Here is a 12301-nt window from a genome sequence, read left to right as displayed (position 1 = left end):
GGCCAGACGACTTTTACCCACTTCGCGGACGGGACTGCTCACAAGAACCGGATGCAGGGGAACGATTTCGTGCAGAGCGTGATGTACCAGCATGGCGTGATGTGCGCCACCTGTCATGACGTACATGGCACGGAGAACTACGCGCAGCTCCGCAAGCCTGCGGACAAGCTCTGCCTCGACTGCCACGGTCCCACATCTCCCAACGGACCGCACACGACATCCCTCGAAGAGCACACCCACCACAAGGACGGTAGCCCAGGGAGCCAGTGCGTTGCCTGCCACATGCCGAAGATCGAGACCGAGGGCGTTCCCGGTTCCTTCGTCAGCTCCCATACCTTCAAATTCATCACGCCGGCGATGACAGATAAATACAAGATGCCGAATCCATGCACGACCTGCCATACAGACAAGACGACTGACTGGGCAACGAAAGAGATGATGGGTTGGACGACAGCCTCTCCGTGGAGAGTTGGACAGTGAGACTGGTCCTAGACCGCCCTTCGCGTTTATCTGTCTCATGAACTTCCATCGATGCTAGAAAAGTTTCGCTAGCATCGATGGGTAGAACGTTGTCTCCTCGTCTTAAAGGAGGCAACATGCTCGAACAACACGTAGGCGCAGCAATTACGCGGCGAAGACTCTATTCGGGTCCCGCTGTTAACCATGTCGATGATTTTTCGGACTGGCTTCACCGTCGAGGCTATAAAAAAACGGTCGCTGTTCCGAATGCTTCAATCTTTCGCTGCCTGGACCGACTGGCTAACCGAAACCCTGATTGGAGTTTGCTCTGCCCGCTTACGCTTCGAGGCAGTCTTCATCGTTGCCCAAGTTTCTCGCGCCAGAAGTTGTGAATCAGGTCATCGCTGCGTGCCCAACAGATAACGCGGGGCTACGCGACAAGGCTGTTCTTTTATTCTTGGCTCGTTTGGGACTGCGCGCAGGCGATATCGTCGGGCTACGGCTGATCGATGTGGACTGGACGAACACAAGGATACTTCTTGAAACATATTGAGAAGACTCGATCGAACTCCGACGTCACGAGGAATTCGCGACTGGCCGCGGTAAAGGCCTTCATGCGATACGTCGAACTGCGCCTGCCTTCTTCACTCGAACAAGTACACCAGATTTGTGCTATCCCAACGAAACGTCATGATCAGGCCCTGGTTCAACACCTCACGATGAAACAGATCAGAGCGATTTTGGGCGCTCCAAATCTGTCAACGCGCTTGGGTATTCGAGACAGAGCAATGTTGCATCTTTGTTTCGCTGCCGGTCTTCGGGTGTCTGAGCTGGTTGATTTGTCGATTGAAAGTGTGTCCTTACGCCATCCTCCGCGTATTCGCGTTTGCGGAAAAGGAAGACGGGAGAGATGCCTTCCACTGTGGAAGGAAACTGCCGCTGACCTCCGTGCGTGGTTATCTGTTCGTGGTTCCCCTCGTACTCCTGAATTGTTCGTCAACGCTGCGGGAAATCCCATGAGACGAGCTGGCTTCGAATATGTTTTGGAAAAACACGTTCGGGCTGCAGCATTGAAACTCCCCGAACTTAGGGGGCTCTGTATCGCCACACCAGCTGAGGCATAGTTGCGCCCTGATAATGTTGCGGGCGATAAATGCTCTTTTCGCAGCTAAAGTCACTATAAGCCAGCATAGTAATCGTATCCTTGCTCATACCAATAGTCTCGCGGCCTGCTGTGCGTATATGTGATTCGGCCAATCTGTTTGATCTGCTTCACACCATACTTCAGTGGCGTCACTAAACGCAGAGGTGCTCCGTGTTCCAAACTTAGCGGCTGGCCATTCATCTCGTAGGCGAGGAATGTTTGGGGGTGCAAAGCCACTTCACGTTCGATTCCAACATAATATTGACCGTCGGGTGTTTGGAAAGCAATGTACTCGGGAAAGTTCATCAGAAATTCGGCGGGGCGCAGATCTTCGTAATTAGCTTTTTGCGGGGGGAAGGCAGCGAGGAAGTCCCGCAGTCGCACTCCACCCCAATACACAATCTCGCTCCACCCTTCGATGCACTTGAACTCAGTCACCATTTCGGCATGCGGAAGTCTCTTGATGTCGGCCATCGTGAGGAGCAATCCTGAGACTCCCATATGTGCGTCCCCCGGCATCTTCATCGGTTTCATGCTCACAGCCTCGCCCTTTGCGTCAGCTTCATGGGCAATCGGCGTATCGGGAAGCGGGCCAGAGCCAGCTTCCGCTTGTTCCTCAACTGAAGGGTTCACCCCGTACATCCAGGTGGTGACGTCCTTGCTGAATTGCATGTAAGAAGCAGGATCGCCAACACCGATGAGTTGAAGCCTCCAGTCCTGGATCTTCAGGTCGGCGAGTCCAATATCTCCATTACGGCGGAAGAATGGCACAGCTTTCGATCGAGCATATTCCGGGGCGCGCGCCTTTTCTCGAAACAACCCGCGCGCAATTGCCGCGTTAAAATCCAGAACTCTGCGAAAAGGTGCGCTAAGACTCTCGATCCTCGTCCAGCTATTGAGCCATTTCCATAAACCTCCGCCTACGGCCGCTGTGGCGCCGCCGATCAACAGGCTACGCCGGGTTCGTCGACGGATATCTTCGGGTTTAACTTCCAGAGGGGCATTATCCATCTGAAGCCTCCTTACGGTCGGACCCTGTAGACACGACTTGATAGCCAATGATCATGGCGCGAAAGTTATTCCAACCGGCGCGAATAACCTGTGCAACGTGCACCAGGAAGAAGCCGACATAAGAGAGCGTCAGCCAGAAGTGGAACCATCGCGCCATCTCATAGCCGCCGAGCAGGGTTGTGATGATATGGAGTTGGGTCGGTTTATAGATGGCGAGTCCGGTAAGCAAGGAACCCATGCCCATCAGTACGACGCCTGTGTAGGCTATCCGTTGAGCGTCGTTGAATTTTTGTCGTGGTAACGGGCGTTTGCTCAGGCCCAGATCGTGCAACACGACGTGTAATGCCCCTGCGAATGAATGACGGGTCGGCACTAAGTTGCGCCACTCTCCTGACAGGAAGGTATAGAGGACGTAAGCCACGCCATTCAAGGCGAAAAACCACATGAAGAAGAAGTGGTATGCCAGCCCTTGTGCAAGCTGGAATTTGAGATGCAGAGAGCTGTAGAACCATCGAGGGAAGGGCCGAAACAGCGTCCAATTCCCAATCCCGATGCGGTAGACCTGATGGGAGTGGAGTCCTTCGTGCTGCGAATCGGCCCAATAGATGAGCATTCCTGAATAGATCATCAGGAACAGCAGCGGAAAATTGAGCCAGTGCATCCAGCGAGTCGCAAGCGAGTGCTTGTACTCCACTGCAACCGTCGTTTCTTGGTGCGTTTCCATTCGAGATTTGCTCTCAGGCACCAATGGACCTGATGTGCCATTTTGTGGTGTCTCGCTGTTTTCGTTCATGGCTCCATTGCCTCTACAACTCGGGATGTTGGCGTATAGCCTCGGCCTTAAGGATGAAGCTGCCTTCCTTGACAACCTCGTCGTTGAGCTTCAACCCATCGAGAATGGGGTAGTAGCCATTGGACGCAGGGCCGAGCCGCACCTGACGTACCGCGAAGCTCCCATCGCTATCCTTGACCGGGAGAAAGACATATTGCTTTTCTCCGATTGCTTGTACCGCCGCCTCGGGAACGGTTAAGCCTTTGCCACTCTCGGCGGTGAAGGCAACATCCAAATACATATCGAGCCGCAGACTTTCACCTGGATTCGCCACTTCGATACGAGCTTGTGCTGTCCGTGAACTGGGATCGATCTGGGGTTGGATATAGACAACGGGGCCATTCCAGACACGCCTTGGGTAAGCCTGGGTTGTTACCGTGGCGGTTGTACCAACATGCACCTTCGAGAAGTCTTTCTCATTGATGCTTGCCATCACCCACACTGTTGATAGGTCTGCTACGGTAAATAACTCCTGCGACATATTCGTAACCAGGCCGAGGTTCGCTGTACGCGTCAACACGATGCCGTTGATTGGCGCTGGCACAGAGAGGTTGGCATCGATCTGTTCGGCTTGTTTCAGTGCGGCGATCTGGTGGTCGCTCGCTCCCAGTAGCCTTAGTTTCTCCAAAGCTGCCCGCACATGTGCGTCATGTGCAGCGTGGTCCGCCGTCACCTCTTCCTCTTCCTGCCGGCTGGCTGCCCCTAATTTGACGAGGTTCTGCGTGCGTTCAAGCTTTTTGTGATCGGCTTCAAATTCAGCCAGCATCGCAAGATATTCGGATTCGGCCGTCGCGAGCTCACTGCTGAAGATCACTGCCAGGGTCTGGCCGCGTCGCACATGATCGCCGAGCACGACGGGAACTTGTTTGATGATGCCGCCAACAAGCGGTGTGACATGGACCTCGTGGTACTCATCCGGATTGACGATTCCGGGAACTCGAAGCGTGCTGGTAGTCTTCCCCATGTCAACATGAACGGTTGTCAACTGCGCTTTCTTGAGATCATCCGGACCGAGGTCGACCTGTAGAGTTGTGCCATTCACTGTTGAGTCCGCTGAATCATCGTTCATGGGGGCAGGCATATCAGCCATACTCGGCATGGGGCCGTGCTGCTTCGTCTTGGGCTTGGCAATGCTCTGCGTTCCGAACCAGATTCCTGCCACAATTGCGAGAACCGTGACTGTACCGAGACCGATCCAAATGATCCGGCGACGCGGGTTTGTGGGGACTTCTTTCTTCTCTGCATTCTGCATAGCTTCACCTTTCATTGCAGGTCGGTTCCGACTGCTTGTTCGAGAGATACGCGTGCTGTATAAGCGTTGAGCAGGATGTCTGTATATCCGGTTTCAATATCGATGTAACGGCGCTGCTCCGCTATGACATCCAACAGAGTGCTGCGACCATAGGCATAGGTCTGCCGAACTACATCCAGATTGTGTGAAGCTTGATCACGGACACCGCTCCGGTAGACAGCGACTCGCGCCTGGGCTCCGTTGAATCGAATCAGGTTCTGTATAACCTCATGTCGCAGGGTCAAATTGACCGCCGCAATCTGGCTCTGCGCGGCCCGGATCGCCGCGGTATCGGCAACTGCCGTCCCTTGGTTGCGATCAAAGACCGGCAGGTTGATGTTGAGACCGAAGACGACATGATTGAAGCTCTGACGGATTGGACTGAGGTTCCCCGCTGTATCAAATGCCTCTTGCGAGAAGCCACTATTCGGACGCTCATAACCGCCGAAGACACTGGCATCGGGTTTTCCTATCGCCTTATCTGAACGGAGTTCTGCGTTAGCCAGCGCTTCGCTCGCGTGTTGCATGGCCAAATCAGGCCGATGTTCCATCGCCAGTTGAAGAAGCTGTTTCTGGTCATAGGTAAGCGAGCCGAGTGCAAGCTCGCCTTTTAACCGGATAGGTTCCTCTGGGTCGATCCCGACCGCTTCCTTGAGGCCAAGCAGCGCAATCTCGGCCTTGGCTTGATAGTCGATACGCATTGTCTCAATGCGGTTGACCTCAACGCGAGTCTCGTCGGCATCGAGCGGCGGCGTTGCTCCCTGGTGGACCCGATCTTCCATGAGTTTCAGGAAGTCCTCGTTCACCTTTAGCAGTTGTTCCACAAACATCAGATTGCGAACTGACGCGAGCGCTTCTCCAAAACGCGAGCGCACCTCTCCTGTCAGCAGGCGCTCCTGATCTGCGACGCTCTGCTTCGAAACATCTTCCTTGCTCTCCGCTACCTCAGTACGTCGAGCGCGGCGTCCGTAGAGTTCCAAGGGAAGCGAACCCGTAGCGTTGATCCCGTGATCGTCGCCGTTCACTTCTTTGAGTCCACCTAACATCAACGATGGGTTCTTATGGAGGTGAGCCTGGGTTACGTCTCCCTTCGCCATCTCGATCTGTTGACGTTGTGCCAACAGAGTAGGGTTTGAGGCCAAAGCCCGCGTAACGAGTTCCGTTTCGGTGATGCCTTGTTGAGCGTCAAGAAAATCACTCGCCGGTCGAGACGGGACTTCCTGAGCAGGAAGCGATATCCCGCCTAGCACCACCACTATCAGAAACAGCCATGATCGATGGGATAGCATGTGTCTCTTCATCTCTCTACCTCACGTTGTTGTTGAAGTTTGTGTGTCCATGGCCGTATGGTCCGTTCCAGGAGAGAGTGAAGTGCCATGCCCCACTCATCGCGAAGTTCGAGGTCACTTTGTAGATCCCTGTCTGACCGGTCGGCGTGATCTCCGCATCGCCTGACATAGGTGCCATGCTGGGCATGGACATGCTGGAGCCAAGTTGCACATCACCTACATCCGCGGGCTGCCCCTGGTCGTCCTTGAACTGCACGACAAACTCGTTTTGCCCTTGCATGAGTTCGCCGCTCTTGTTCAAAAGCACGACGGTTAGTTTTCCAACCGTGCGGGTCGCTGCAGGTTTAAGTGAATTGACATCCACCTTGCCGCCATTGCAACCAGCCAGAACGACGATGAACATCAACAGCATTGCATAAACAGTCTTCATCAGAATTCTCCTTAGAGAGAGGTTTGAGAGAGTTGTATTGCTTCCACCGGCTGCAATGCTTCCCCCTGCGATTGGCTACGGCGAAGTTCTCGCTCACGCAACCACAGGAAGATGACTGGTGTAACGATCAGCACATGGGCGAGCGAACTAAGCATCCCGCCAAGAACGGGTGTTGCCAGAGGACGGATCACTTCGGAGCCGACACGCGTGCTCCAGAAGATGGGCAGAAGTCCAGCAACGATCGTCGAGACCGTCATGAACTTCGGGCGAAGACGGAGAAGAGCGCCCTCCATTACGGCTTCACGCAGATTGGCGATAGTCAGTATTCCGTATTTGAGTCGTTTTCGTTCGACAGCTTCTTCGAGGTAGATGACCATGACAACCGTCGTCTGCACCGCCGTTCCGAAGAGCGCGATGAATCCGACCCAGACAGCTACCGAGAAGTTGTAGTGAAGCAGCCAGAGCAGGTAGAGCCCGCCAGTGAGAGCAAACGGCACAGCAAGCAGGACGTGAGCTGCTTCAAGGAAAGAGCGGTAAGTCAGGTAGAGGAGAATGTAGATGATGCCGATGGCGATGGGCATGACGATCTGCAACCGCTTCTTCGCCCGGACCTCATTTTCAAATTGCCCGCTCCAGTTGTAGTAGTAACCGGGAGGCAATTGGACCTTTGCCTTGATGGCTTTTTCCGCATCGGCGATCACACTGCCAGCGTCTCGCCCACGCGCATTGAGCAGAACCGAAACCTCCAGCAAGCCGTTCTCGCTGTTGATCTGGGCCGGGCCTGATACTTGTTTGATATCTGCTACCTGCCCCAGTGGGATCTGCACCCTATTTGCTCCGGTCACGAGGACATTCGCGATATCTTCCGGATTGCGTCTGAACTCCGGGGCATAACGCACGCGTACCGGGAAACGTTGTCGCCCTTCGATGGTGGTGGTCAGGTTGTTTTCACCAATGGCGGTCTCTATGACATTCTGGACTTCGCCAACATCGATACCGTAGCGTGCCGCTGCCTCGCGGTTAGGCTTGATGTCGAGATACAGTCCGCCCGTAACCTGCTCTGGATAGATGTCGCTCGCGCCTTTCACTGTTCTCACAGCGTCGGCAATCTCACGAGCTTTGCTCTCGAGAACCGTCAAGTCCGAACCAAAGAGCTTGATGCCGATCTCAGAGCGAATGCCGGTTGTAAGCATGTCGATCCGGTTGATGATTGGCTGAGTCCAGATATTTGCCACGCCCGGCAAAGAGACGGCGCGATCCATTTCGCTCTTAAGTTTCGGAAGGGTCATGCCTGGCCGCCACTGGTCGCGTGGCTTGAGATGCACGATGGTCTCCGTCATGTTCAGCCCAGCCGGATCGGTTGAGGTATCCGCCCGAGCTATCTTGGCCGCGACATAGGCGACTTCGGGGAAGCTCTCCAGTACTTTGTCTTGCCGCTTCGCATATCCGATGTTTTGTTGCAAAGAGATGCTTGCATCCGCAATAGGCATGAACATTATGTCGCCTTCGTTGAGCGGTGGCATGAATTCGCTGCCTATCCCGGAAGCCAATACAATCGCCCCTCCGAGGAAAACAACGGCAACACCCAGCGTGATGGCGCGGTGATCCAGAGCCCAGGACAGAGCTGGACGATAGAGTCGTTGCAGAAAGCGCATGACGGGGTTCTGGTCCTCCGAATGGAACTTGCCGCGCAGCAGGAGCACACAGAGAATAGGTACAAGTGTCAGTGCGATTGCTGTGGCGCTTACCATTGCAAAGGTCTTCGCAAACGCAAGGGGATGAAAGAGCTTTCCTTCCTGCCCCGTAAGCGCAAACACCGGAACAAAGGCAAGAATGATAATTGCCATCGAGAAGAAGGTCGGACGGCCAACCAGCTTTGTCGCACGTAAGACGATTTCGACTACCCGTTCTCGATCGTTCGTATCAACACCTTCGAGATGACGGAACGCATTTTCAGTGACGACGATACCTGCGTCAACCAGTACTCCAATGGCGATCGCAATACCAGCAAGCGACATCACGTTGGAAGTTACATGTGCATAATGCAGCAGGAGGAAGGAACACAGCACCGCCAGCGGCAACGGCAGCGTGACTACGAGGATGCTTCGGAAGTGCGCGAGGAAGATGATGTGGGCAAGCGTGACCAGAATGATCTCTTCAATCAACGCGTGACGAAGTGTGTCCACAGTAGCTTCAATCAACTGCGAACGATCGTAGAACGGAACGATATGGACGCCGGGAGGAAGGCCAGGCTCCAGCTCTTTAATCTTTTGCTTGACCCGGTCGATGACCTCCTTAGTGTTCTCACCCTGGCGGGCAACGATTACGCCGCCGACCGCTTCGGAGCTGTTCTTCACCAGCGCCGCCGTGCGAAAGGCGTCCCCGATCTTGATCGTGCCCAGGTCCTTCACAAAGATTGGCGTCCCGTTGTGTAAACCGACCACAATGTTCCGGATGTCATCAAGGTTTTCAATAAGTCCGAGTCCGCGCACAATCGACCAGGAGCCGTTCTCGGAGATGACATTGCCACCCACATTGGAGTTGCTCGCCATCACAGCGCGCATGACCGTGCTGAGAGGAATGCCGTAAGAGCGCAGCCGGTTGGGATCGACATCGATCTGGTATTGCTGCACGGTGCCGCCAACACTCGCTACTTCGGCAACGCCAGGCACCGAGTTGAGCTGATAGCGAATGTACCAGTCCTGCAATGAACGTAGATCGCGTAGACTCTTGCCGCCACCTTCCACCGTGTACCAGAAGACATGGCCCACCCCTGTCGCGTCTGGCCCAAGCGTTGGAACGACGCCAGCTGGAAGTTGCTTGGTCACAAGATTCAGCCGTTCGAGGACTCGCGTGCGTGCGAAATACAGGTCAACGTCATCGTTGAAGATGGCAAAGATCATCGAGAAGCCGAAGGCCGACGAAGACCGCACTACCTTCACACCAGGCAGGCCTTGCAAACTTACCGTGAGCGGATAAGTGATCTGGTCCTCCACCTCTTGCGGGCTGCGGCCTTGCCAATCCGTGAAGACGATCACCTGGTTGTCGCTCAGATCTGGAATCGCATCGATAGGAGCGCGCAACATCGCCCACAGACCCCATAACGAAATGCCAATCCAAAGCATGACAATGATGAACTTGTTTTTTAGCGAGAATTCGATAAGACGGTCAATCATGGCAAGCCTCTCCCTCAGAGCTGTTAACAAAAATTACAGCCTGTCGATCGTAAGGTAGGTTGCGATGAGTCGCCGACAACTTCTGAAGTCAGGAGTGCCCACAGCAAGCAATCAATGCTTACCGCAAAAGGCGTAGCTCTCGTGTCGCCTCCGAACGTCGTACATATCGGAAACGCGAAAGCACACGGATGTGTGCCTTCACTGGAAACTAGAGCTAAATCAGCCCCTTAGAATTTCGATGGAAGAGCTGGGAGGGTCGTGAGGCGGGTGTCCTAGCCGTTCAAAAAGAACAAACGACTGATCGGACACATGAAGAGAAAAATCCAGATCCAGCATTGCTACATGCAAGGACAGTGGCACGGGAACGAAGTGCGATAGGTCGCTCAGAACCGCGTCATCATGATGCTGAACGATCTTCTGGCAGCATGGATGCTTCGCCGCCATATTCATATCGCACTGGCCTGCCATCTGCTGGCAGCATGCTTTTTCTGCGGCGCTCATCCGCGCTTTCGGTACCAAGCAGTCCGCCGACGACACCCCAAGGAATAGCAGGAGCATGGTCGTTGCGACGATTTGGTAGAGCGACTTCATAGCGCTGTAGTCCGTCCATGCCCTTAGATTCGCAATCTGATGAAAGGTTACATGCCTTCAGCGGAAATGAAAACTATGCAAATGTATAGTGCGAGCTAGAGCCTATGAAACGTTCGTAGATGCGTTAGCTCTTCGATCCCGATCAGAGCCAGCGTAACGAAGGACAAGATGAACTGCACTCGCTCCATGCTTATCTTACGAGGTGTTAACGGTTTTTGGCGCCACTGTGAGGCAGGGCGATTACGAAGGTGCCGAACGTGGATGAGGACGACGAGATTCAATGAAGCGCCGACCAGCGCAAACCCCATCATCGGTATCCGAATCCAGTCCGCATGAAAATGATCCCAAGCTGCTCCAGCTTGAATAATGGCAGCGAGAGAACTCACTCCGATCAGTAGGCGGAAACCGTCGAGGGCCGTAAAAAAAGTACAGACGCTTTGTAGGAGCGCAAAAACGAAGCTGGACCAGGCGATCACACCTTGGGCACTCCCCATCTCGTCGGGTATTAGCCGGGGCAGAGCGTCTTCAGATTCGACCCGCCCTACATCAGTCGTCAACATCGGAGAAACCCCTCAGGAAGTACAGGCAGTGCATGTCTTTAGTATATGTGGCCGACGCCTCTTCTTACCGGTTGGCGTTTGTCATTATATTGTCTCTGCTTCTGTGGTTCTTCATGAAGCCTCCAAAGACGACTGCGGAACCGCCGAGTCACTCATTGAGCTTTGCTCAAGCTCAACACTTCCGAGTTACTCGTGAGCCACAGACGATCCGGAAGTCTGTCGAGGGGTTGAGTTTGAATCGCGTAAATATGCATAGCGGACTGGCGTTCAAATGCTGTATTCACGCTGTTTTGACGCTAATGCTCCGCATAATAGCGAACTCCGCATAATGCGCGTTATGCGGAGCACCTCATAACGCGCATTACAATCGAGCGACGTTCTACTCCACCTGGTTCACCTGCGATACGGACCGCCTGCGTTTCCTGGAACAGGCGCTGGAGTGGCCGTGTTGGGGCGAGGCCGAGTTCACGTTCTGTGACGTGGAGCGTGCGCTTCAACGCGAAATCCGCAAGCGAAATTATCTCGGTCGTTACGAACAGAGAGCAGCCGAATCGTTGCGCGTTGCTGAGATGGCGATCCTGAAACGGCTGGAAGCGAAGTACCGTCCGGCAGCAGATTCTGGCGCTGCGGAGTCATCGGGTCCAGAGAATCCGGCACCGAGTCCATTGCCGATCAATCCCGAGCCAACGAGTCCTGTACAGGGCAGCCTCTTTTAGAGCGGCAGACCCGCTCTGTCCCATTCTTTCAACAAGCCATCCGGAGGTTCTTATGGACGTTTACTACAACGGGGAGATTGCGGTCGCCCCAGCTTTGACCGAGAGCGATACTGCCGTATTGCGCGCTGCGACACATCTTGTGCGCACAGATGCAACCAAGGAATTCTTCGCGGCAGTCGCCGCCAGCCCGGAACCGGACTTGCCGTGCCACGCCGGCCTGCTCGAAATCTCGGAAGACAGGATGGCTTCTTTGCCTTCGTTCTCGACGAGACGCAGACGCTGGAGTTATTGCGACCTAGTATGAACCGCTCCATTGCCGATCACTACTGGCAGCGAATGCTTCATTCCGAGCCTCACCCCAAAGATGTTCAGCCAGTTGTCCAAGAAGGAGATTAGTCATGAGCAGCCTCAAAACCGAAGTGCTTTTGCGAGAGTTCCAGTACAACGGAGTGCGGATTCCTGACCCCGGCCCCGAGTTGACGGTGGACCAGGTCCGCGACCTGCTTACCCCTGCCTACCCCGAGATTGCAACCGCATCAGTGATCGGCCCGGAAGACACCGGCTCGGCGCTGCGTTACACCTTCAGCCGGGCCATCGGTACGAAGGGCTGACCGATGGCCGCGCCCAAGATGACCCCGGAGGATTTGATCGCGCTGTTTACCGCCAAGGCTGCAGCGCCGCCGCCGGAGACAAGCCAGGCACTTGCGAGGCACCTCCAATGCAAACAATCCGTCGCACTCGCCCGCGCCGTGTCCGAAGCCGTGGACCAGTACAGCATGAGCCGGAGCCAATCCCTTCCGGC

13 protein-coding genes are annotated in these 12301 nt (G+C 54.7%); 6 read left to right on the top strand and 7 right to left on the bottom strand.

Annotated elements, in window-relative coordinates:
* Nucleotides 1-51 precede the first annotated feature (51 nt).
* The 3 genes from OHL19_RS18340 to OHL19_RS23160 all read left to right on the top strand — a co-directional run bounded on the left by OHL19_RS18340 (nucleotide 52) and on the right by OHL19_RS23160 (nucleotide 1583).
* Nucleotides 52-480 (top strand): cytochrome c3 family protein, encoded by a 429-nt coding sequence (locus OHL19_RS18340; protein ID WP_263359279.1) that lies wholly within the window; start codon nucleotides 52-54, stop codon nucleotides 478-480.
* A gap of 295 nt (nucleotides 481-775) precedes the next feature.
* Nucleotides 776-1012: a tyrosine-type recombinase/integrase gene (locus OHL19_RS23165; protein ID WP_396126804.1), complete on the top strand. Its 237-nt coding sequence runs from the start codon at nucleotides 776-778 to the stop codon at nucleotides 1010-1012.
* Complete coding sequence (locus OHL19_RS23160) at nucleotides 969-1583, top strand: tyrosine-type recombinase/integrase (protein WP_396126803.1); 615 nt, start codon at nucleotides 969-971, stop codon at nucleotides 1581-1583. Before OHL19_RS23165 ends, OHL19_RS23160 begins: the two co-directional genes overlap by 44 nt.
* A gap of 53 nt (nucleotides 1584-1636) precedes the next feature.
* On the opposite strand, the gene OHL19_RS18335 is transcribed toward OHL19_RS23160, so the two are convergent.
* The 7 genes from OHL19_RS18335 to OHL19_RS18305 form a co-directional block, all read right to left on the bottom strand.
* On the bottom strand, nucleotides 1637-2614 hold the full coding sequence (locus OHL19_RS18335) for a molybdopterin-dependent oxidoreductase (protein ID WP_263359278.1): 978 nt from the start codon (nucleotides 2612-2614) through the stop codon (nucleotides 1637-1639).
* Complete coding sequence (locus OHL19_RS18330; RefSeq protein ID WP_263359277.1) at nucleotides 2607-3338, bottom strand: cytochrome b/b6 domain-containing protein; 732 nt, start codon at nucleotides 3336-3338, stop codon at nucleotides 2607-2609. The genes OHL19_RS18335 and OHL19_RS18330 overlap by 8 nt, the downstream gene beginning before the upstream one ends.
* A gap of 82 nt (nucleotides 3339-3420) precedes the next feature.
* Entirely contained in the window at nucleotides 3421-4698 is a 1278-nt protein-coding gene (locus OHL19_RS18325; RefSeq protein ID WP_263359276.1) for an efflux RND transporter periplasmic adaptor subunit, read from the bottom strand.
* Nucleotides 4699-4709: 11 nt separating this feature from the next.
* A complete protein-coding gene (locus OHL19_RS18320; RefSeq protein ID WP_263359275.1) occupies nucleotides 4710-6026 on the bottom strand; it encodes a TolC family protein in 1317 nt (438 codons plus the stop codon).
* Nucleotides 6027-6042: 16 nt separating this feature from the next.
* Complete coding sequence (locus OHL19_RS18315; protein ID WP_263359274.1) at nucleotides 6043-6456, bottom strand: FixH family protein; 414 nt, start codon at nucleotides 6454-6456, stop codon at nucleotides 6043-6045.
* Nucleotides 6457-6467: 11 nt separating this feature from the next.
* Nucleotides 6468-9632, bottom strand: coding sequence for an efflux RND transporter permease subunit (locus OHL19_RS18310; RefSeq protein ID WP_263359273.1), 3165 nt, complete (start codon nucleotides 9630-9632; stop codon nucleotides 6468-6470).
* A gap of 219 nt (nucleotides 9633-9851) precedes the next feature.
* The gene (locus tag OHL19_RS18305; RefSeq protein WP_263359272.1) at nucleotides 9852-10223 is read right to left on the bottom strand and encodes a hypothetical protein; all 372 of its coding nucleotides are present in this window, start codon (nucleotides 10221-10223) and stop codon (nucleotides 9852-9854) included.
* Nucleotides 10224-11551: 1328 nt separating this feature from the next.
* Between OHL19_RS18305 and OHL19_RS18300 the strand changes: the two genes are divergently transcribed.
* From OHL19_RS18300 to OHL19_RS18290, 3 genes are all read left to right on the top strand, one after another.
* The gene (locus OHL19_RS18300) at nucleotides 11552-11803 is read left to right on the top strand and encodes a hypothetical protein (RefSeq protein ID WP_263359271.1); all 252 of its coding nucleotides are present in this window, start codon (nucleotides 11552-11554) and stop codon (nucleotides 11801-11803) included.
* 94 nt (nucleotides 11804-11897) lie between these two features.
* Entirely contained in the window at nucleotides 11898-12110 is a 213-nt protein-coding gene (locus OHL19_RS18295; protein WP_263359270.1) for a PRTRC system protein C, read from the top strand.
* A gap of 3 nt (nucleotides 12111-12113) precedes the next feature.
* Nucleotides 12114-12301 (top strand): hypothetical protein (locus OHL19_RS18290; protein WP_263359269.1); only part of this gene is annotated, 188 nt, incomplete at its 3' end.

The sequence above is a fragment of the Acidicapsa ligni genome, from assembly GCF_025685655.1.
Lineage (GTDB): Bacteria > Acidobacteriota > Terriglobia > Terriglobales > Acidobacteriaceae > Acidicapsa > Acidicapsa ligni.
This window is presented reverse-complemented; position numbering and strand designations above follow the sequence as displayed.

Bases quoted from the DNA above. Each gene is read 5' to 3' on its own strand.
- OHL19_RS18340 (WP_263359279.1), top strand. From the start codon at position 52: ATGCAGGGGAACGATTTCGTGCAGAGCGTGATGTACCAGCATGGCGTG.
- OHL19_RS18330 (WP_263359277.1), bottom strand. From the start codon at position 3,338: ATGGAAACGCACCAAGAAACGACGGTTGCAGTGGAGTACAAGCACTCG.
- OHL19_RS18315 (WP_263359274.1), bottom strand. From the start codon at position 6,456: ATGAAGACTGTTTATGCAATGCTGTTGATGTTCATCGTCGTTCTGGCT.
- OHL19_RS18310 (WP_263359273.1), bottom strand. From the start codon at position 9,632: ATGATTGACCGTCTTATCGAATTCTCGCTAAAAAACAAGTTCATCATT.
- OHL19_RS23160 (WP_396126803.1), top strand. From the start codon at position 969: ATGTGGACTGGACGAACACAAGGATACTTCTTGAAACATATTGAGAAG.
- OHL19_RS18300 (WP_263359271.1), top strand. From the start codon at position 11,552: ATGGACGTTTACTACAACGGGGAGATTGCGGTCGCCCCAGCTTTGACC.
- OHL19_RS18335 (WP_263359278.1), bottom strand. From the start codon at position 2,614: ATGGATAATGCCCCTCTGGAAGTTAAACCCGAAGATATCCGTCGACGA.
- OHL19_RS18320 (WP_263359275.1), bottom strand. From the start codon at position 6,026: ATGCTATCCCATCGATCATGGCTGTTTCTGATAGTGGTGGTGCTAGGC.
- OHL19_RS18325 (WP_263359276.1), bottom strand. From the start codon at position 4,698: ATGCAGAATGCAGAGAAGAAAGAAGTCCCCACAAACCCGCGTCGCCGG.
- OHL19_RS18295 (WP_263359270.1), top strand. From the start codon at position 11,898: ATGAGCAGCCTCAAAACCGAAGTGCTTTTGCGAGAGTTCCAGTACAAC.
- OHL19_RS18305 (WP_263359272.1), bottom strand. From the start codon at position 10,223: ATGAAGTCGCTCTACCAAATCGTCGCAACGACCATGCTCCTGCTATTC.